This is a genomic window from Cytophagales bacterium, from assembly GCA_019456305.1.
Classification (GTDB): Bacteria; Bacteroidota; Bacteroidia; order Cytophagales; family VRUD01; genus VRUD01.
This window is the reverse complement of record VRUD01000021.1, coordinates 34,820-54,624: the sequence shown is the minus strand read 5'-3', so window position 1 is coordinate 54,624 and position 19,805 is coordinate 34,820. Positions and strand designations below refer to the sequence as shown.

General features: G+C 37.0%; 16 protein-coding genes, 1 tRNA gene and 1 pseudogene. 6 read left to right on the top strand and 12 right to left on the bottom strand.

What is annotated here, in order from left to right; all coding sequences use genetic code 11:
- The first annotated feature begins 391 nt into the window (after positions 1-391).
- From FVQ77_06415 to FVQ77_06400, 4 genes are all read left to right on the top strand, one after another.
- Positions 392-1,687, top strand: a complete 1,296-nt coding sequence (locus FVQ77_06415) for a hypothetical protein (protein MBW8049960.1) — start codon at positions 392-394, stop codon at positions 1,685-1,687.
- Positions 1,687-2,688 (top strand): hypothetical protein, encoded by a 1,002-nt coding sequence (locus tag FVQ77_06410; protein MBW8049959.1) that lies wholly within the window; start codon positions 1,687-1,689, stop codon positions 2,686-2,688. Before FVQ77_06415 ends, FVQ77_06410 begins: the two co-directional genes overlap by 1 nt.
- Positions 2,685-3,935, top strand: coding sequence for a site-specific DNA-methyltransferase (locus FVQ77_06405; protein MBW8049958.1), 1,251 nt, complete (start codon positions 2,685-2,687; stop codon positions 3,933-3,935). Before FVQ77_06410 ends, FVQ77_06405 begins: the two co-directional genes overlap by 4 nt.
- 329 nt (positions 3,936-4,264) lie before the next feature.
- Positions 4,265-4,501, top strand: coding sequence for a hypothetical protein (locus FVQ77_06400; protein ID MBW8049957.1), 237 nt, complete (start codon positions 4,265-4,267; stop codon positions 4,499-4,501).
- Between the two features lie 91 nt (positions 4,502-4,592).
- On the opposite strand, the gene FVQ77_06395 is transcribed toward FVQ77_06400, so the two are convergent.
- Positions 4,593-5,993: an FAD-binding protein gene (locus FVQ77_06395; protein ID MBW8049956.1), complete on the bottom strand. Its 1,401-nt coding sequence runs from the start codon at positions 5,991-5,993 to the stop codon at positions 4,593-4,595.
- 28 nt (positions 5,994-6,021) lie between these two features.
- On the opposite strand from FVQ77_06395, the gene FVQ77_06390 reads away from it, so the two are divergent.
- The gene (locus FVQ77_06390; GenBank protein MBW8049955.1) at positions 6,022-6,540 is read left to right on the top strand and encodes an NlpC/P60 family protein; all 519 of its coding nucleotides are present in this window, start codon (positions 6,022-6,024) and stop codon (positions 6,538-6,540) included.
- A 135-nt stretch (positions 6,541-6,675) separates the two neighbouring features.
- Here the strand turns inward: FVQ77_06390 and FVQ77_06385 are convergent, their stop codons facing one another.
- A complete protein-coding gene (locus tag FVQ77_06385) occupies positions 6,676-7,134 on the bottom strand; it encodes a YHS domain protein (protein ID MBW8049954.1) in 459 nt (152 codons plus the stop codon).
- A 51-nt stretch (positions 7,135-7,185) separates the two neighbouring features.
- Here FVQ77_06385 and FVQ77_06380 point away from each other — a divergent pair.
- Positions 7,186-7,259 (top strand) — tRNA-Ala (locus FVQ77_06380).
- Between the two features lie 6 nt (positions 7,260-7,265).
- Here the strand turns inward: FVQ77_06380 and FVQ77_06375 are convergent.
- From FVQ77_06375 to FVQ77_06330, 10 genes and pseudogenes are all read right to left on the bottom strand, one after another.
- On the bottom strand, positions 7,266-8,576 hold the full coding sequence (locus FVQ77_06375) for an amidohydrolase family protein (protein ID MBW8049953.1): 1,311 nt from the start codon (positions 8,574-8,576) through the stop codon (positions 7,266-7,268).
- Between the two features lie 345 nt (positions 8,577-8,921).
- Positions 8,922-9,197, bottom strand: a complete 276-nt coding sequence (locus FVQ77_06370; GenBank protein ID MBW8049952.1) for a hypothetical protein — start codon at positions 9,195-9,197, stop codon at positions 8,922-8,924.
- Positions 9,198-9,355: 158 nt separating this feature from the next.
- Positions 9,356-10,948: an ATP-binding cassette domain-containing protein gene (locus tag FVQ77_06365; GenBank protein ID MBW8049951.1), complete on the bottom strand. Its 1,593-nt coding sequence runs from the start codon at positions 10,946-10,948 to the stop codon at positions 9,356-9,358.
- Positions 10,949-10,962: 14 nt separating this feature from the next.
- The gene (locus tag FVQ77_06360; GenBank protein ID MBW8049950.1) at positions 10,963-12,345 is read right to left on the bottom strand and encodes an aldehyde dehydrogenase family protein; all 1,383 of its coding nucleotides are present in this window, start codon (positions 12,343-12,345) and stop codon (positions 10,963-10,965) included.
- A gap of 18 nt (positions 12,346-12,363) precedes the next feature.
- Entirely contained in the window at positions 12,364-14,004 is a 1,641-nt protein-coding gene (locus FVQ77_06355) for an acetolactate synthase large subunit (protein MBW8049949.1), read from the bottom strand.
- A gap of 417 nt (positions 14,005-14,421) precedes the next feature.
- Positions 14,422-15,831 carry a winged helix-turn-helix transcriptional regulator gene (locus tag FVQ77_06350; GenBank protein MBW8049948.1) on the bottom strand — a complete coding sequence of 470 codons (1,410 nt, stop codon included), beginning with the start codon at positions 15,829-15,831 and terminating at the stop codon, positions 14,422-14,424.
- 9 nt (positions 15,832-15,840) lie between these two features.
- Positions 15,841-16,008: pseudogene (locus FVQ77_06345) on the bottom strand (acetolactate synthase large subunit).
- 476 nt (positions 16,009-16,484) lie between these two features.
- A complete protein-coding gene (locus FVQ77_06340; GenBank protein MBW8049947.1) occupies positions 16,485-18,239 on the bottom strand; it encodes a hypothetical protein in 1,755 nt (584 codons plus the stop codon).
- A 159-nt stretch (positions 18,240-18,398) separates the two neighbouring features.
- Entirely contained in the window at positions 18,399-19,424 is a 1,026-nt protein-coding gene (locus FVQ77_06335; GenBank protein MBW8049946.1) for a hypothetical protein, read from the bottom strand.
- 123 nt (positions 19,425-19,547) lie between these two features.
- The gene (locus FVQ77_06330) at positions 19,548-19,802 is read right to left on the bottom strand and encodes a hypothetical protein (protein ID MBW8049945.1); all 255 of its coding nucleotides are present in this window, start codon (positions 19,800-19,802) and stop codon (positions 19,548-19,550) included.
- Between the last annotated feature and the right edge of the window lie 3 nt (positions 19,803-19,805).

Sequence of the window (19,805 nt, the reverse complement as noted above, 5' to 3'; positions counted from 1 at the left end):
CACCATACATTCCCCTCTATCAAGAGGGGCAAGGGGTGTGTTTTAAAAAATATGTAGTTTTTAGAGATGCCCATAAACTAACTTATAAACATCATCTTTTATATTTAATTCTTCTGGTTAGCAACAATAGCCCCCTTGACACTGTAGTGCTCTTTATAAGCGGGGGACAAAAAAAATAAAAAATGACAGACGACTATAAAAAGACATTAGTACAAAAGAATCCGGGCAGGCAGGTTTTTCTTGCCAACGCAGGCAAGCACATTCAAATTTTGCTTTGAAGTGTTCACCCTTTTTAATGGTAAAGCAAAATTTGAAAGAGCTTGCAGTTTGCCTACCGATAAAAATTGAATTAATGCATTATCTTTGAAATCTCAAATAAAACTACATACCTATGGCCAAAGAAGTAGCTAAATCATATACGACAAAAACTTTTTTTATAGATATTTTGACTCAAGATATTGATGTAAAAGATTGTATTATGGATTTGTTGGATAATTCCATTGACAGCTATAAACGTCATGAAATATCAAACCGCAAAGAAATTAAGCTAACTATTAATAAGAACAAGTTTGAGATTTATGATACCTGTGGAGGAATTGAAAAAGAATTACTCAAAGAACGCGTATTCATATTCGGAGTTGATGAACTGAAGCGAGAAAAAAAATCGATTGGATTATACGGTATTGGAATGAAGCGTTCAATCTTTAAAATAGGTAAGAAAATTGAAATAATCACTGATGATGGCAAATACACCAATACGATCTATATTGATGTAGACGAATGGAAAAAGGATAAGGTTTGGGATTTTGAAATAAATTCAGTTAAATCAAAACCAAACAATAAGAAAAATTATACTAGAATAAGTATAACAGATTTAAATGAAGAAATTAAATTGAAGTTTGATAGCAATGTATTCCTTGATCGATTAAAAAGATTAATTCATATAGTGTATACAAGAATCATTGAACAATATGTAACCATTTATTTAAATGGGGGAAAAATTGAACCATTTAATATTGAGTTCATCTCTGATGATAGATACAAGCCAGCTCGATATAAGGAACAATATGGAGATGTGAGTATTGACATAATATGTGGTATAGAGCCAAAACATGGAAGAACTGAAGCAAAACATTCAGGAAGAAGAGGCTGGAATATATTTACTAATGATCGCCTAATTTTAGTTGATGACACTACGCCAGCTACTGGTTGGGAAGCTGGTAAGGGGATGCTGCCAGATTACCACCCCATATATAATGATTTTAGAGGATTTGTATTTTTAGAAGCTGATGACCCCTCTATGCTCCCTTTAAATACTTCCAAAAATGGATTAAACGAAGAAAGCAAAATTTATAATCATGTTCTCAAGGAAATGGTTAAAACAGCTAGACCTGTCATTGACCATCTTTCGACAAAATATAAAGATGAGAAATCACGTAGTGATAGTCTCGAAAAAAGTATCAAAGATGACAGTGAAGAAACAGGAAAAGTCTCATTAGAAGAACTTGGGAACGAAAATATAGAATTTGTTGCTCCAATTAAAAAGGCTAAAACAACAACAATAATTAATTATCAAAAGCCCAAAGAACTAGTTGAAAAAGTAAAACGACACATGAAAGCAACAACCAATGGACAGGTAGGCATTGAGTCATTCGATTATTACGTAAAACTCAAAGAGATTAAATAATGGCGATTGCAAAAGAAACAATACCCAGTTTTGAAAAAGTCAATTATCTATTTCGGCCAAGGAAACAGATAGAGAGAAAAATCATCATTGAAATACTTCAGGAACTTAAAGGATATAGTGGTTTTAACAATCTTCAAGACCATGAATACATTGGAATGGGATCAATTTACTACTATGATTTCATTTTATTCCACAAATTTTTGGACTTAGAAAAACTTATTTCTATTGATGACAAAATCACACCAAAAAGATTTGAGTTTAATAAACCTTATGACTTTATTCAATTTCATAATCAACGTTCTACTAAATATTTATCCAGTCGATCATGGAATAGCAATAGTATAATTTGGATGGACTATGATCTGGAACTTAATGATATTGTATTAGAAGATTTCGGGATTCTTAGCCAACATTGTAAGGGAAATGACCTGTTAGTTTTTACTATTGATGCTCAAGGTGAACTTGACGAAGATGAAAAAATTGCTTTTAATGATCAGTTCAGTGAGTATATTGAACCCGAATACAAAAAAGAAATATTTTTTGAGCCACTTCTTTACCCCAAACTTCTTGAACACATATGTATTAACATTTTCAAGGAAAGAATGTTATATGAGAAACTAGCTTTTAATAAGCTATTTAGTTTCACATATTCTGATCGTGCAAAAATGTATACTTTGGGAGGTATTTTTTGCAAACCTAAAAATACTCCTATCTTGCAGAATCAGTTCATAAGGATAAATGATGAGATTATAGATATTGACATTCCACTTATTACTTATAAAGAGAAACATTATTTGGATTCAAAGATTCAAATGCTACAAAATGAAATTAGTAATGTAGAATCAAAATTAAGTGACAAGAATTATGATTCAAATAGTGATAAGGAAAAAATCTTTGTTTCTAAAGAGCTTAACCTAAAGATAGAACTATCGTTAGCCGATATTAAGTCTTACGTACAATTTTATAAATACTACCCTCAATATTACGAAGGAGTAATATGAATGGATTGGCAAAATATTACATTGGAAACTCTCGAAACTTGACAAGTTTAGTAAAGCGTTACCGCATTCCTTCACTTGATCTTATTATATCTTCTCCTCCATACTTTGACATGCTTGATTACGAAGGGATGAAAGATCAAATCGGTTTTGGCACTAGTAACTATGAAGAATATCTTCAAGATGTGGCAGGAGTTTTTCAACAGTGCTACGAACTTGCGAATGAAAACGCAACGTTCTGGCTAATTATAGACACTATCAAAAAAAAGGGCGAAATAAGACCACTCCCTTTTGACCTACATAGAAAACTTCAAGAACTTTACGGGGAAACATGGAACTTAAAAGAAGTGATAATTTGGGATAAAGAAAAGAACTTGCCTTGGAATTCTAAAGGAAGGTTCAAAAATCAATTTGAATATATTCTATTCTTTAAGAAGGGTCAAAAATATACTTTTAATATTGACCGTGTTCGTGAAATAAATGATCTGAAAAAATGGTGGCTTTCATTCCCGGAGAGATACAATCCTAGTGGTAAAGCTCCAAGCAATGTGTGGCATTACACAACTCCAATCAGGGGGTGGGGTAATGGAAAACAAGACCATTTTTGTCCCATTCCATTTGCCTTGGCTGAAAAAATCATATCTATTGCATCCAATAAAGGTGATATCGTGTTGGATCCCTTTGCAGGCTCGGGTTCAGCTATAGCTTTGGCAAGTAACATGGGTAGGAAGGCATATGGAATCGATATCAGTAAGGAGTATAAAACTCGCTTTTTAAAGGAAGTTGTTAAAGGTGCGGAGAACTATTGGTCTCGAAGAATAGAAGAGTTGAGCTACAATACGGACGCGATTAAAAATTTCAAATCAACAAACCAAAAACTAAGAAAACTAAAAGTCGCTTCGCAAATTATCAAACATATCAACGCAACCAATCTTAATTCGTTTATATATCTTCTAATAAATAGATCAGGTGCCAGATTTGATTTGTATGTTGTGGAGAATGGGATAAGGCCAATAACTGACCTTACGGATGATGCACTAAATTCTCTAATACATCAGGCAAAGGTTCAGCCAAATATCATTACATTAAACGAATCTGAGATCACGGAAAGAGTTTCTTCTATCAAGTTGAATAAGTACTCTTTGGATAAGTTCTATTCAATAAATGGTGTTGTTAATCGTAATAATATCACTATCAGTAAAGTAAAATACGACTACCTATTTTCCAATATCTACATAAAGGTAAAATAATTAATCACCAATTATACGCTTCGCAGCTATGCACATTTGCAATTCGCTCAAGCCCACCCACAGCCCAAAATTGCAAAAGAGCATAGCTGCCCCTCCCGAAAAAGAAAAACCTGCCTGCCCTACTTTTCGTTAGGCAAGAAAACAGAATAAAAAAAGAGAAAGAAAAATGTTTTTGAAAGATAGTAGAAAGGAGGCTACAGTTGCTAACATCGGCTATATGCAATTGCGGTGGACGTAATAACATCAAGTGTTTGTACTTTTTATTTATCTTTGTAGTGGGGAAAAGTACGAAGCAATTAAACCGCAACTGCACATAGCCATGGACGTTAATGAAATCTAAAAAGAAACAAATCGTTTTCTTTTCTTTAAAAGATAAAAATTCAGATTTTGCCTTTTGGAAGACAAAAACACCTGAAGAAAGAATTGCTGCCCTTGAATATCTCAGGAATTTATATCTAACAGATAGCAATGGTAATAGACAAAGACTACAAAAAACTTTTAGTTTTACTGATAAAAAAACAAGTGGCAGATTGAAAGATTTAAACGATCTTGAAAATCTTAAATAAAGAAAAATTGGTATATTTGCGATTATGTGCTGACAAACAGGAACGAAGGATTAAAATCCGCACTGTATTTAGCGGCAAACCGTTACCCCAATCAAAATATCTTCCCCGGATTCAATACCCCTTTTGGATCAAACAGCTCTTTGATCCCGCGCATCAAACCAAGCTGCACATCATCTAAAGCGATATTGATATATGGCTTTTGTATATAACCTATACCGTGTTCTCCTGAGATCGTACCGCCTAAAGATTTGCATAGTTGGAAAATCTCACGTATGCCTTCAGGCACTTTTTGCTTCCAATCCTGCTGACTTATGTTTTCCCTCAATATATTAACGTGTAAGTTACCGTCACCGGCATGTCCATAGCATACGGTATTAAATTGATACTTTTTACCAATTTCCTTGACGCCTTTTAACAGCATAGGGAGCTTGGCACGGGGAACAACCGTATCTTCATCAATGTAATCAGAACGTGACTTCACAGCTTCTGCAATACAGCGTCTCACTTTCCACAATTCCTCTTTCTGGCCTGATGTATCAGCAAATAAAACTTCACCGGCATCAAATTGCTCAACTACTTCTGTAATTTTTTCACAATCCTTAAATAACATTTCGAGCTCATTACCATCTACTTCTATTAATAACCAGGCTTGTATGTGATCTTTTGTGGGAATGTTTTCAATTTTTACATATCTCAATGACCACATAATAGCGTCACGTTCCATAAATTCGAGCCCTGAAGGTGTTATACCTGACTGCATAATCGCAGCAACGGCCTGGCATGCTTTTTCAGCCGAACGGAAAGGCACCAACATCAATAGATCTTGTTTAGGATGGGGAATGAGCTTAAATACTATTTTGGTAATAATTCCCAATGTACCTTCACTTCCCACCATCAGTTGGGTAAGGTTATAGCCGGTAGCATTCTTAAGCACATTGGCGCCTGTCCAGATAATTGCTCCATTGGGCAATACGACTTCCAGGTTCAACACATAATCTTTAACTACACCATATTTCACAGCTTTCGGGCCTCCGGAATTTTCAGCTACATTTCCCCCCAGGAAACATGAGCCCCTGCTGGCCGGGTCGGGTGGGTAAAATAATCCCTTCTCAATAACGGCTTCCTGAAATACCTGTGTAATAACGCCTGGCTCCACCATTGCCTGGAAATTTTGTTCATCTATATGAATGATCTTATTAAATCGTTCAATAGAGAGAGAAATACCACCGTGTACCGGCAATGCTCCTCCGCTCAAGCCTGTACCCGCTCCCCGGGGTGTCACGGCAATTTTATGTTCGTTACAAATTTTTAATATTTCACTGATCTCTTGTGATGTACGTGGTTTTATCACCACGTCAGGCAGAAAGGACAGGTCTCCGGTTTCATCATGGGAATAGTCAAAAAGTTGCTCCTCATCTGTAAAAACATACTGCTTGCCAACAATTTCTTTAAACTTGTCTATAATTTTAGGGGCAGGTTTATTGAATTCCATATTTAATTGATTAAGTTCGTATAAAATTATGAATTTATTTCAATTTTTCATTTTCCTGTTACTATTGTTTTTAACTTTTGCCTGTAAAAGTCCATCTACGATTTCCGGCAAAAGTGCACCAGGTGAAAAAAAGATAAAAATATCATCTTATAAATCGTCAGAAAAAATCAATAAAGTAATAGAAACCGCCCGTTCTTACATTGGCACCGGTTATAAATATGGCGGAACTACAAGAGCCGGAATGGATTGCTCAGGATTGGTATGGGTCTCATATAAGGCTGCAGATATAGAGCTGCCCCGCACTTCAGTTCAACTGAAAGAGACAGGTAAAAAAGTAAATATTACAAACATCAAACCTGGTGATATTGTATTCTTTTCTGCTCGCAAAAACAGCAAAAGGATCACACACGTTGGATTAGTTACTGAAGTCAGGGATAATAATAACGCAAAATTTATTCATGCCTCAACCAGTCGTGGTGTAATAGAAGCCGGCTTGTTTACAAAATATTGGCTTGAAATTTTTGTGAAAGCGATAAGACCGTTTTGATTGAGTATTGGAGCCCCCCTAACAGCCCCCCTAAATCCCCCCAAAGGGGGGACTTTCCCACCACACTTCCCAAAGGGAAAGGGGCTGGCAAAAGCGATGGAATAGTCCCCCCTTTGGGGGGATTTAGGGGGGCTCCTACAGTTTCTTCCAATTCCGGTCAGCATTTATTTTTAATTGCTCCTCATCTTTATCCCATCTTTTAATGGCATCATAAATAAACCGTCTCCAAAACAAATAATTCTTCCCATCAATAATTTTGAATGCCTTTGGATTCACATTAAATCTCTTACCATCATGCCCTACCCCATAGGCACAAAATCCTCCATAAGCAGGTAGGTATTTTTCAGGATCGCCTATAAACAATTGTTTATTGCTCTCTGAAGTAAACCGGTATATAATTCCATCATGGGTATATTGAATCTTCTTCGAGCCCTTTTGCGCTTTATCACTAACAAAATAAGCCACGGGGTCATATCCCTTGATCCCTGTATTGCCTCTAATATTATACTTCTTCTCTAATTTCAACTCATTCTGTGCGTCTGCTTGTATTATCATACATGTGATGATCGCTATTGGAAATAAGCGCTTTCTCATGAACAGATGTTTTAGTAAAAATTAGTTGCTATATTTGCAAGATTTATTCCCGGGGAATTAGCTCAGTTGGCTAGAGCATCACGCTGGCAGCGTGGGGGTCACCGGTTCGAATCCGGTATTCTCCACTAAAATTATTTTATATATTTCTCCTTAAACTTCCTGTAAAGCCGCTTCTGCTTATTATCAAGATCAATTTTTTTGCCCCTGATGAAAGCATACTCAATGTTGTTGGTGCGGATATCTAATACATCCCCGGTTGAAACGATGAGGGTGGCGTCTTTTCCTTCTTCAATTGTGCCAACACGCTTGTCAATGCCCAATATTTTAGCCGTATTGGAGGTGATCAGCATCAATGCTTCTTCCTTGGTGAGCCCATAAGCCGCAGCAGTACCGGCAATAAAAGGCAGGTTGCGCTGACCCATTGCCTCCATACCGCCCATATAATTAAGACAGAACAGAACACCCTTTTGATGAAGTATATAAGGCATCTTATAAGACAGGTCTATATCATCATCTTTATTGGGAGGCAGGGAATGGATCCTAAACAATATGACCGCTATATCCATTTGTTTTAAAAAATCAGCCACCATCCAGGCATCTTTTCCGCCAACAATGACGATCTTCTTTACACCGTATTTTTTAGCGAATTTGATGCTTTCAATAATTTCCTTGCTGTAATTGGTGTGCATGAACAGCGTCTTTTTACCATCAAACAAACCCTTCATTGATTCTAATTTCAAATTTACTCCAGAAGACATGTCATGTCTGGATTTGTAATATGACACAGCATCCTGGAAAAATTTTTCAAGCTTAGCCAGTTGCATGCCCCGCTTCTTGTTTTTCTTTATAGGCCCTGGTTCTGCCCACCAGCCCGAACTGGTAAACATTTTCGGCCACTGCAAATGAATGCCGTCATCTATCCGGTAGGCTGCATCTTCCCAGTTCCAGCCGTCCAGTTCAACGATGGATGAAGTGCCTGAAATAAGCCCACCTTTTGGAGTAGGCTGCGCTAATAAAACGCCATTGCTCCGCACCGTTGGGATAATTTCCGAGTCCGTATTATAGGCAATTATTGTACGTACGTTTGGAATAATATCGCCTACCTCATCAAAATCAAGCGTTGCCCTCACCTGGTCAATATCTCTTAACCCCAGTGTTGTGTTGGGCGCTATAAAGCCGGGATACAGATGTTTGCCGGTGACGTCAATAACTTCAAACTTGCTTTTGTCAATTTGAAGTTTGGCAGCGTCTGCCACAATTGTAATTTTCCCTCTTTCAAATCCTACTGCCGCGTTTTCTATGACCTTGCCATTGCCAAGATGGGCGGTGCCTCCTGTAAGGATCATTGGCTTTGTTTGTTCTTTTGCGGGGGTAGGTACCTGGGCGTATAATTGCAGGACAAATAATGTTTGTATAATTAGAAAAATACTGTTTTTAAACATTTTAAATGGTCTTTAAGGTTGAAATGGTCTTTAAGGTTGAAATGGTGAATCCTTCTCTCTGCTCCCATGCGGGTTTCAGGAGGGCGTGGTTGAGACACGGTGCACCGTGTCTGTACATTTCATATGGTATGTTTGAGATGTAGTCATAGTGCAAATATAAGAATTATTTTAATTATCTTCCTCATCTAAATCAGGAAACAATTTTTTGATATGTTTACGATAGTCCCAGATGAAATACCTGGTAATACCTACCAAAAATGCTATACCAAGAAAACCAACAATTAATTCAATCCATGTGTACTCCATTTTAATCTTCTTCCTTATCTTTTATTAATGTTTCAAAATTTACTTTTTTTCTATTCTTTCAAGGATCCTAGCTGTTGCTTCACTGCTTTTTTCTACTCTTTCAAGAATTTTTGCTAATGTTATTTGTCCTTGATCTAATACTTCAAATCCCTTTCTTTGCCCTTCCTCTATTTTCAGCAATATTTCACTTTGCCTCGTCTGAGTTTGGTCTATTGATTTAAGCGATTTACTGTTTTGTTTTCTCACATCCCTAATAAACCAGGTAATGGTAACTAATCCTGCTATCAATGTAACGTAAGTTATTGTAGGTTCCATGGTAGTTTTATTTTAATTGGATTTATATGTGAAATAATTTATTTAACTTTGTATATATCTGTTCTATTTGCTTTGCAAATATATCAAATTTATTTGAATAATCATAAACTATATAACACGTAGTGTTTCCTTTTCCTGCTATTTGCACCTTTTTTCTCTTAAACCATTAATTTTTCATCCGCAATATATTCATCGTAATCCATAACTTTATCAATAATACCCTTAGGAGTAAGTTCAATAATTCTGTTACAAACTGTTTGAATAAACTCGTGGTCGTGAGATGACATAAAAATATTTCCCGGGTACTTAATTAAATTATTATTGAATGCCTGGATAGACTCAAGATCGAGATGATTTGTAGGTGTATCCAACACCAATGCATTGGCATTTACAAGCATCATCTTAGAAATCATACAACGCATTTTCTCTCCCCCGGATAAAACATCAACTTTTTTATAAATATCTTCTCCGGTAAATAACATTTTTCCTAAATAACCCCGAATATAAAGTTCTGTTGTATCGGTAGTAAACTGGCAAAGCCAATCGAATAGATTTAACCTGGATCTAAAAAATTCTGAATTATCGAAAGGTAAATATGCGGAGGTAATAGTTTGTCCCCATTCATATGTACCTGCATCAGCTTTTTGTTTAGCGTTTATTATCTCAAAAAAAGCAGTCATTGCTCTAGGGTCTTTCGATAAGAATATAATTTTATCGCCTTTGTTTGCATAAAAATCTACATCCTTAAACAAAACTTTACCATCAATACTTGCACTTAAGCCGCTAACTTCAAGAATTTTATTGCCTACTTCACGCTCAGGACTAAAAATAATGCCCGGATATTTTCTTGTTGAAGGCTTAATATCTTCAATATTAAGATTTTCAAGTATTTTTTTACGACTTGTTGCCTGTTTGGATTTAGCAGCATTTGCACTAAAACGTGCAATAAATACTTGTAATTCCTTACGCTTTTCTTCCGTTTTTTTATTTTGCATTTGCTGCTGTTTTAATGCTAACTGGCTACTTTGATACCAAAAGCTGTAATTTCCTGCAAACATTTGTATTTCCCGAAAATCAATATCAACAGTATGCGTACTTATTGCATCGAGAAAATGCCTGTCGTGGGATACAACTAAAACAGTATTTTCATAATTCGATAGATAATTCTCTAACCACATTACAGTTTCGAGGTCAAGGTCGTTTGTAGGCTCATCAAGCAATAAATTATCAGGCTTGCCATAAAGAGCCTGGGCCAACAAAACTCTTACTTTTTTCTTCCCGCTCATATCTTTCATTAAAGTAGAATGAAATTCTTCCTTTATTCCCAAATCGCTCAACAAAGTTGCAGCATCGCTTTCGGCATTCCAACCTTCCATATCTGCGAATTTTTCTTCTAATACGGCTGTTTTAATACCATCTTTATCAGAAAAATCGGGTTTAGCATATAGTGCATCTTTTTCTTGTATGATATCCCACAGTTGTGAGTGCCCTTTGATAACAGTATTAAGTACTGAATATTCGTCAAAGACAAAGTGATCCTGGCTTAAAACAGAAAGTCTTTCGCCAGACCCCAAAATAATATGTCCGGAAGCAGTATCAATTTCTCCCGAAATTGCCTTTAAAAGTGTCGATTTTCCCGAACCGTTTGCTCCTATCACTCCATAACAATTTCCCGCTGTAAATTTCATATTTACATCCTGGAACAACACTCTCTTACCAAATTGAATTCTTAAATCCGAAACTGTAATCATTTGAATAAATAGTTTTAGGCTTTTACTTTTATCACCATTAATTTTTCTCTTGTCATTTCTTGCATGGAGTATTGAATTCCTCCCATGCCAATACCTGAAGTATCTCTTCCTCCAAAGGGCATCCAATCCACCCGAAAAGCAGTATGGTCGTTTACCATAACAGCCGTTGCATTAAGTTTTTTTACACAGTCAAGCGCTACGTCTATATTTTTGGTAAAAACAGAGGCCTGAAAATGAACGTCCAGACTATTGGCAATTTCAATGGCCTTATTTCTGTCTGAATAAGAATAAACACAGACTACCGGGCCAAAAATTTCCTGTGTTGATACCCGAACATTTGTCGGTGGATTTAAGAGGACTGTTGGTTCATAACAAGTGTCAGAGATTCGCTTTCCTCCGCACAATAGTTTTGTCCCGCCATCAACGGCTTCATTCACCCATTCTTCCACTCTGTCAACTTCTCCGGGCAAGATAAGCGGACCAACTTCTGTTTTTTCATCCATTGGGTCTCCGACTATTAATTGACGTGCCATTTCTGCTAACCGATTGGCAACTTCTTCGCAAATACTTTCATGAACAAAAACCCGCTGCACGGAAACACAAACTTGTCCGGCATGATAGAAACCCCCTTTTAAAAGAGCGGGTAACATTTCATTAAAAACAGCATCTTTCTCTACAATTACGGGAGCGGCACCACCATGTTCTAGTGCGCATCGTGTTCCGGAAGATAATTTGGAACGTAAATACCATCCAACTTTTGCAGAACCGATAAAAGAGAAATAATTTACTCTTGGGTCAGTAACCAATTGTTCTGCTGCATCATTTTCACAAACAATTGCCTGGCACCATCCTTCCGGCAATCCTGCTTCTGAAAGTATTTCCACAAAAGCCAAACATGATAAAGGAGTTGTTAGGGCAGGTTTAATTATTACAGGACATCCTGCTGCAATTGCAGTTGCCGTTTGATGAACAATTAAATTGAGCGGATGATTGAACGCGCTAATAGATGAAACAACCCCTATGGGCTCTCGTGTAGTAAAAGCTAATCGGTTTTCAGATGCTTTTGTTAAACCCATCGGAATTTGTTCTCCTTTTAATTGCCCAATATGTTCCGCGGCAATTTTCACTCCATTGATTGCACGTAAAACCTCGACCTTAGAATCTAAATAGGGTTTTCCGCCTTCCCGGGCAGCAGTTTTGGTTAGCGCTGCAATTTGGGTTTTCATTATTTCTGCTGTACGCTCTAAAATGGCAATCCGCTCGTGTGCCGGAATCCATTTTGATTGGTCAAGAAATAAACCGTAGGCAGTGGTGAGCGCTTTCTCCACTTCTGCTTTCCCTACTAATGGGATTTCTTTAATAAGGCTTAAATCGTAAGGCGATGTTACTTGTAGCATAGTTGTTTATTTCAATATTTAAAGGATACACGTTTTTTCTTTTAACAATACATTTAAAATGGAATGATTTAGTGAATAATCTACGGATAAATCAATAACGTGAACTCCATCCATATCTAAACAAGTGGTTAATACTTTCCTAAAGTCTTCATCACTTGTTGGCTTATGACCAATTGCGCCATAGCTTTCAGCGTATATAACGAAATCAGGATTTTTATAATCCAATCCGAAATTATCAAACCCCATTTCTTCCTGTTTCCATTTTATCATTCCGTAAGCGCTATCGTTTAAAATAATCACCACTAAATTCAATCCCAAACGAACTGCTGTTTCCAATTCCTGCGAATTCATCATAAATCCACCATCGCCACATACAGAGATCACTTTTTTATTGGGATAAATTAGTTTCGCACACATAGCTGAAGCCATGCCTGCTCCCATAGTTGCCAGGGCATTGTCTAACAGCAATGTATTGGGTTGGTAGGATTTATAGTTCCGGGCAAACCAAATTTTGTAAACTCCATTATCTAAAGTTACAATGCCGTCATCAGGTAATTCTTCCCTGATTATGTGCACTAACCGTTGTGGTAAGATAGGAAAACGGCTGTCTTCTGAATATTTGGTTAAATGACTTTCAACCTCTTCTTTTATTCTTTGATAATAAGATAAATCCCAATTGCTTTTATCGGTGATGTGTGATGCAATTTGTTCTACTGAAGTAGCAATATCTCCTATCACATTTAGCTGGGGGAAATAAATTTCATCTACTTGTGCCGGAAAAAAGTTAAGATGAATGACTTTGGCTCCGCCTTCTTCCATAAAAAACGGTGGCTTTTCGATTACATCATGTCCAATGTTTATAATCAAATCGGCTCTATTGATAGCGCAGTGTATAAAATCATTATCAGATAACGCAGCAGTCCCTAAATACCGGGGATGGCGCTCATCTACAACACCTTTTCCCATTTGGGTATTGAAAAATGGGATGCTGGTTTGTTCAATAAAGTCAGTTAATGCCTTGCTTGTTCTTTTTCTATTGGCCCCTGCGCCAATTAGCAACAAAGGCATTTTGGCATTTTCAATCATTTTTGCTGCTTCCTGAATTGCCAGTTCATTGGCATCGGGCCTCCTGAAACCTACCGTATTAAAAATTCTTTCATCACAATCTTCGGTAGCAATATCTTCAGGCAATTCTAAATGCACAGCACCGGGTCGTTCTTCCATTGCGAGACGGAAAGCTTCTCTAACCATTGCCGGAATGTTGTTTCCATTTACTATTTGGCGGGTGTATTTGGTAATGGGACGAAACAAATCAATAATATCTATAATCTGAAAACGACCCTGTTTGGATTTTTTAATGGGTTTTTGGCCGGTGATCATCATCATGGGCATTGCACCTAATTGAGCGTATGCTGCAGGGGTGGTAAAGTTAGTTGCCCCCGGGCCGAGCGTAGATAGACAAACACCTGGCTTTCCGGTTAACCTTCCATAAGTTGCAGCCATAAACCCGGCCCCTTGTTCGTGCCGGGTGAGTATAAATTTAATTTTGGAATCTTTCAACGAATCCAAAAAATCAAGATTCTCTTCTCCCGGAATTCCGAAGATGTATTCCACACCTTCGTTTTCTAACGCTTTAATGAATAAATCTGATGCTTTCAAGCTTAATAAAGTGTTTGCTTTTCTCGATTGAAACTAACGGTTTGCGGCTATGATACGTTGCGGATTAAGAACAACATCCCCGACCCCGAAACCAACCGCTTATTGAAAGCACTAAAGTACGAATATTCTCGTTAACCGCAATGGCATATAGACAGTTACCTACTGTAGCCCGCCTGTCTCTATCGGAGACAAATGTTTCTGTTAAACGGAAATGCTTATTTGTCTGTCGAACAGAATGTTTGTTTAAGAAAAAATTAAAAAAGCAAGGGAGGGGAGATTTTTATTTGATTTTCTACTACTGTTTCTATCTACCGAAAAGTCGTGTGGAGGGGTTTTGCTCTTTGCCACCGCAGGAACGAGGGGGGCAATGTGCAAAGCAACGGGGATATTACGATAATGCCTGATGTGTTTTTTAGCTTACTGCATTACTTTCCAATATCCCCTTGTCCTGCCAATCCGTTCTATTTTACCTTCTTCTTTTAGCTTTTCAAGATGGTATTTTACGCCATCCTCTGTAATATCTCCCAGAATATCAGCTAATTCTTTTCTACTTAAAGCAGGATTCTCTGTAAGCAACTCAATAATCCTTTCCGGTGTGTTTTGGGTAGTTATTTGGGTAGTCTTTTGGGTAGTCTTTTGGGTAGTAGCTTTTTCCGCCTTTAAAGGAATAATCGTTTTAAATACATCACCTTCGATAAATTCCGGTTTTGTTCCGGCAGTGTAGATGCCACAGTATTTGAAGGTATTGCGTATTCCCGACCCCAATTCATCCACCCTGCCTATTTCCTTGAAGAACTTGGCAATATTCGGATTTTTGGGAAATGGCGAAAAGTTGGCAGGGTCAATCGCCCCTGCACCGTGAGGACGATTCCAGTTTTCAGTTAGTACCCTGTCTTTCTCGATAATGAGTTTGGCGGGAAAAGCGTTGGTAAATTCCCTGTGGATTAAGAGATTACTAACCACTTCACGGAAAATCCTATCCCGTATGCTGATGCGCTGTACCCCTTCCTGATAAAATTTATCCTGCAGATGCTTTTTGATGAAAGCCATTAAACGGTCATAGCTCTCAATAAGGTTGGTGCGTATGTCGTCCCTGTCGTCATATCGGTCAAGGTTTTCCACCCTGAGAATGGCATCGGTTTTATGGTGGGGCAGGGCAGCTATAATGGTTTGGTCGTTGCCCAATAACAGCACCGCAGCCAATGTATAGCCCTCCTTGCTGGTTATCGGGTCTTTTTGGTATAAATTCGCAGAGCGGAGTATTTCCTCATCGCTCATTTCAAGCCAAGCGTGTTCCGTATTTTCGCTTCTCGCCAATGCACGTACACGGGTAAATAGCTCCTGCTTAAAATCGGATAGCTCAACGTAGGGGAATACCTTGTTTTCGGAATAGGAGTTTTGCTTTCGCAGGTAAAGTTGCGTTACTTGTTCCGGCTTATTGGTAATGTCAAAGTCGCCATCTTCGTTGCGGTCAAATATTCTTCCTGCGGTGCTGTGTACCTGTGAGTTTGCGGGTACATACAGATAAATTACCTTCTTACCCTCAAAATCCATCACTTGCGGAGACAGGTAAAAGGTAGGGTTCAGCTTTTGCGGGTTGTTGGCATTGGTAACGATGCTGTTGATAACATCCTGCACCCGCCCATCATCCACTCCCTGAGCCGTTCCGTCATTCTTCACTCCCAAAATCAAATGACCGCCCTGCCTGTTCAGAAAGGCGCAAACGGATTCAAAGGCATTTTCGCTAAGTTGAGACCGCGAGGTTTTAAACTCTACTTCAATGCCTTCGCCCTGTTGTATTATTTCTTTGAGTTTTTCGGGGGTCATTATTGTTTAAGTTGCAGCCATAAACCCGGCCCCTTGTTCGTGCCGGGTGAGTATAAATTTAATTTTGGAATCTTTCAACGAATCCAAAAAATCAAGATTCTCTTCTCCCGGAATTCCGAAGATGTATTCCACACCTTCGTTTTCTAACGCTTTAATGAATAAATCTGATGCTTTCAAGCTTAATAAAGTGTTTGCTTTTCTCGATTGAAACTAACGGTTTGCGGCTATGATACGTTGCGGATTAAGAACAACATCCCCGACCCCGAAACCAACCGCTTATTGAAAGCACTAAAGTACGAATATTCTCGTTAACCGCAATGGCATATAGACAGTTACCTACTGTAGCCCGCCTGTCTCTATCGGAGACAAATGTTTCTGTTAAACGGAAATGCTTATTTGTCTGTCGAACAGAATGTTTGTTTAAGAAAAAATTAAAAAAGCAAGGGAGGGGAGATTTTTATTTGATTTTCTACTACTGTTTCTATCTACCGAAAAGTCATGCGGAGGGGTTTTGCTCTTTGCCACCGCAGGTACGAGGATGGCAATGTGCAAAACTGCGGTTGGCTTTTCCTGTTTAAGCTTATACAAGGAGTTGTTGCTTTGCTATTCCGATATTTCATTACAATACCTTCCTTTAAGTTTCTGATGCCCAACTAAGACAAGGTGTTTTTCTTTTCAACTACGTGATAGTAATAACTATAAGGCTTGCCATAATAAACGAGTTTTCTTTGAGGTCTCGGTACTTCTTCTTCAAAATCCTCATCTATATGTTCAGCAACAGATTTCTTCAATAACGCCATTTGATGATTTCTGTTTTTATCAAGTTGTTTCAATTGTCTTTTTAAAAATGGATTATTATTTAGCTTTTGGAAACCGTTTACCCAGCACATTTCATGTTCTATCTTTTTATGGTTCCACATCTGTACTCTGCCTATTGACATTCCTGTTAATCTATTTATGGCCGATTCTAACACCGTTCCATTCCGAACTCTTTTGTTATCATCTCTAATGGCGCTATTAATCTTATATACAACTTCCTTTTGTTTTTGTAATTCTTTTCTCATGGAACTTTTTCTAATCCTGACGTGGCCGCTATAATGGACTTCGTACCCTACAAAACCTATCCAAGGAAAGTTCTCATCATTTCTGTATGCTGCTGTCCATTTATAAGGCTCTTTGGACTTGGTGCTTTTATGCCAAAATGAACCTGGCTTATTTTTTAAACCATTTTTAAACTGGTGTGGTACTAACTTCAGTTCCTTCAAGACACTTTCGTAACGATAAACAGCTTCTTTACATGCTTTCTTGCTTGGATTCATAACAATCATATCATCGCAAAAACGAATATATAAGAGCCGATTGTCTGCTTCCTTTGTTACTTTATTATCTGCATAATCTAATACGAGGTTTGCAATTAATCCTGAAAGTGCCCCACCCTGTGGGATTCCTATTTTGGTATTTTTAATTCTTTTATAGTATCCAAGCTTTAGGAAATCACTTTCCACCCAACCAAAGCTATGTTCCTTTGATAGTTTGTGACTTTTCCAATATTCATCATCCTTATTTTTAGGAATGACATCTTTGACAAAATTGTACGTTTCCAAATATTTTTTAAAAACTTTTATCGCCCTTGTATCAATAGGCTGACTGTTTTTCCGGTTTACCCGAGATACCAACTTATTAAATTGTTTTTTAATTACGGAATGATTTACCGAGTCATAAAATTTTTTCATATCGCATTCTGCTACCCATAACCGTTTCCCTTTGTATTGTGATTTATATTTCAGTATTGCGTCAATGGAATTATGATGCGTAATTAGTTCCTTTTTCTTACCTGGGTTTTTAATTGGTGCTCTGAAAGCATGAGAGTATTTGTAAAACTCGGCATCAAATATTTCCGTCAAATATTTGTTTGTCTGGCTAATAATGATTTTGTCTTTTAAATCAAAAAGTGAAATCGGGCGACAAGCGTTTTTATTAGCTCCTTTCTTTTCTTTTAACCTGGGATATATTCTTGGTGTTTTTATTTGATAATCAGGGTCATTTACCGAATCTCTTATTTCAGAGATAAATTTATTCAGTTCAATTAAAAATGGCTCTCCCGGGTTCGTTTTTTGGTAGTGCTTTATAGTTTTGAATATGCACTTTTCATTGTATTCAATCGAGTTAATTTTTTGCGATTTATTCTTATATCTATATTCTTTGCCGAGCTTGTTCCATTTTCTTCGGGATGGCAATATTTTCCGAAGGAATATTTCTTCATTATTTTTATTGAGATGATGATTTAATTTCGAGTCTTCTGACAACAAGTGTAGGAGGTGTTGCTTATTTCTTTGTTTAGCATACTTCGCCCTTATTTTGCACAGGTAATAAATTATCTTGCCATCTGTAAAGTATTTATCAAACATACCTTTGAAAGTAAAAAAGGGGAAGGGAGTACCTGTATTGGTTTAACCATAATACTGACAAAGTCATAGCCTTTTTCCATACTACCCACTTGGCCAAAGTGAACTTTGTGGCAGTCGAAATTTAACGACCAAACACGCAAAATACTTGCATGATGCCGTTTAGGTACTATTCCCCTTAATTTTATATCCCTTAATTGTTGCCAAAAACACTATTGTTTTAAATTTTATATTGCCATTACTATTTTGATAACAGTATAACAGCATGTTTTTACTTTGGTTTTCATCATGATTTACTCCATCTAATTCACATAAACTCAAAAAGTATTTTTCGCCTATATCATGAGTGAATGAATTTGCAATTGCGTATGCTACACGATACCAGTTCTCATAAGTGCTGGTTATTGATATGTTCTCCTTTTTCAGAAACTTGATAATATTGACAAGGGTTCTTCTGTCCCTTTGATTGTTTTTTCCCTTGGGGTTATTCAGTACATCTTTTGAGCTACTATACCGTATTTTTGTTACCTTTTTTTTAGGTTCACTTGGTTGATTGAATAATGGTGAAGTATCTTCATTGGGTTCAACAATAGGAAAGGGAATAATTGAGGTCTTAAACAATAAATCAGAGTCATAAGATAAAAAACACAGTCGTGTGGTATCACTGCCGCTTGTGTCAAGGTCAATTGAATATTTATCTTTAAAATACTCCGTTATTTGCTCAAAGGCGTGTCTGTGGGCAAGGTCTATTCCGTATTTTTTAATTTCAAACTTGTATTCTAAATATATCAACCCTTTTATGCCGTATTCCGAAGGAGATACCCAAAATGTAAAAGCATACTTATCATTTTCAAGCAAGTTTTTTACTCTCCTTAATTCTTTATTCTCTAATTTGTCAATATCAAGTACAACAAGGTTATGATAAGTCCTGATTAATTCCTTTTTTCTGTTACCATTGAAATTAGCACAAAACGTAACACCCGGAAGTCTCTTTTTGTGAATGTCGTATTTATCTTTTTCATCGTTATGCAGATACCATCTAAGTTTATTTACTTCTTCAGCATATCTCCCCCTTTTAGTATCCTTAATGACTTCCTCAATACTGATTTCTTTTTCAATGGAACTCCAAGCATTTGGTTGAAATGACACTTTTTTTGATATGATTCCTTTTATATCCATTAGCTCCATACTACAATTTCAATTTCCTCTTTGCTCAACCCCTAAAGTCCATACACCAAATTGTCAATCTTATTCTCGGTGTATGTTATTCCAACAAGTAATTTATGCAAAAAAAATCAGATACCACCTGTTTTAATGTTTTTGTACCCCCTTCTTATGATACTTATAAGCTACTTCATGGTTATGTGCAACATTAGATGCTTTATTTTGGGTTAAATGACTTGTAAGTTTATACCATCTGATTTTATCTTTATCGCAATCCCAATGATTTATTGCCTTGGTATAACCCTTGCAATGTGCTCCTTCTTTTCGAGCTTTAGGGTCTTCTGAAACTCCGTGATAAATCTCTTTTTTTGTTCGGTTAATTGCTCTATAAACGTGCCACATAGT

What these genes read in the sequence shown, in the direction of transcription:
- FVQ77_06415 (MBW8049960.1), top strand. Translation starts at nt 392, where the DNA reads ATGGCCAAAGAAGTAGCTAAATCATATACGACAAAAACTTTTTTTATA.
- FVQ77_06360 (MBW8049950.1), bottom strand. Translation starts at nt 12,345, where the DNA reads ATGCTACAAGTAACATCGCCTTACGATTTAAGCCTTATTAAAGAAATC.
- FVQ77_06350 (MBW8049948.1), bottom strand. Translation starts at nt 15,831, where the DNA reads ATGACCCCCGAAAAACTCAAAGAAATAATACAACAGGGCGAAGGCATT.
- FVQ77_06365 (MBW8049951.1), bottom strand. Translation starts at nt 10,948, where the DNA reads ATGATTACAGTTTCGGATTTAAGAATTCAATTTGGTAAGAGAGTGTTG.
- FVQ77_06390 (MBW8049955.1), top strand. Translation starts at nt 6,022, where the DNA reads ATGAATTTATTTCAATTTTTCATTTTCCTGTTACTATTGTTTTTAACT.
- FVQ77_06340 (MBW8049947.1), bottom strand. Translation starts at nt 18,239, where the DNA reads ATGTTTGATAAATACTTTACAGATGGCAAGATAATTTATTACCTGTGC.
- FVQ77_06375 (MBW8049953.1), bottom strand. Translation starts at nt 8,576, where the DNA reads ATGTTTAAAAACAGTATTTTTCTAATTATACAAACATTATTTGTCCTG.
- FVQ77_06400 (MBW8049957.1), top strand. Translation starts at nt 4,265, where the DNA reads ATGAAATCTAAAAAGAAACAAATCGTTTTCTTTTCTTTAAAAGATAAA.
- FVQ77_06405 (MBW8049958.1), top strand. Translation starts at nt 2,685, where the DNA reads ATGAATGGATTGGCAAAATATTACATTGGAAACTCTCGAAACTTGACA.
- FVQ77_06335 (MBW8049946.1), bottom strand. Translation starts at nt 19,424, where the DNA reads ATGGAGCTAATGGATATAAAAGGAATCATATCAAAAAAAGTGTCATTT.
- FVQ77_06385 (MBW8049954.1), bottom strand. Translation starts at nt 7,134, where the DNA reads ATGAGAAAGCGCTTATTTCCAATAGCGATCATCACATGTATGATAATA.
- FVQ77_06410 (MBW8049959.1), top strand. Translation starts at nt 1,687, where the DNA reads ATGGCGATTGCAAAAGAAACAATACCCAGTTTTGAAAAAGTCAATTAT.
- FVQ77_06370 (MBW8049952.1), bottom strand. Translation starts at nt 9,197, where the DNA reads ATGGAACCTACAATAACTTACGTTACATTGATAGCAGGATTAGTTACC.
- FVQ77_06330 (MBW8049945.1), bottom strand. Translation starts at nt 19,802, where the DNA reads ATGTGGCACGTTTATAGAGCAATTAACCGAACAAAAAAAGAGATTTAT.
- FVQ77_06395 (MBW8049956.1), bottom strand. Translation starts at nt 5,993, where the DNA reads ATGGAATTCAATAAACCTGCCCCTAAAATTATAGACAAGTTTAAAGAA.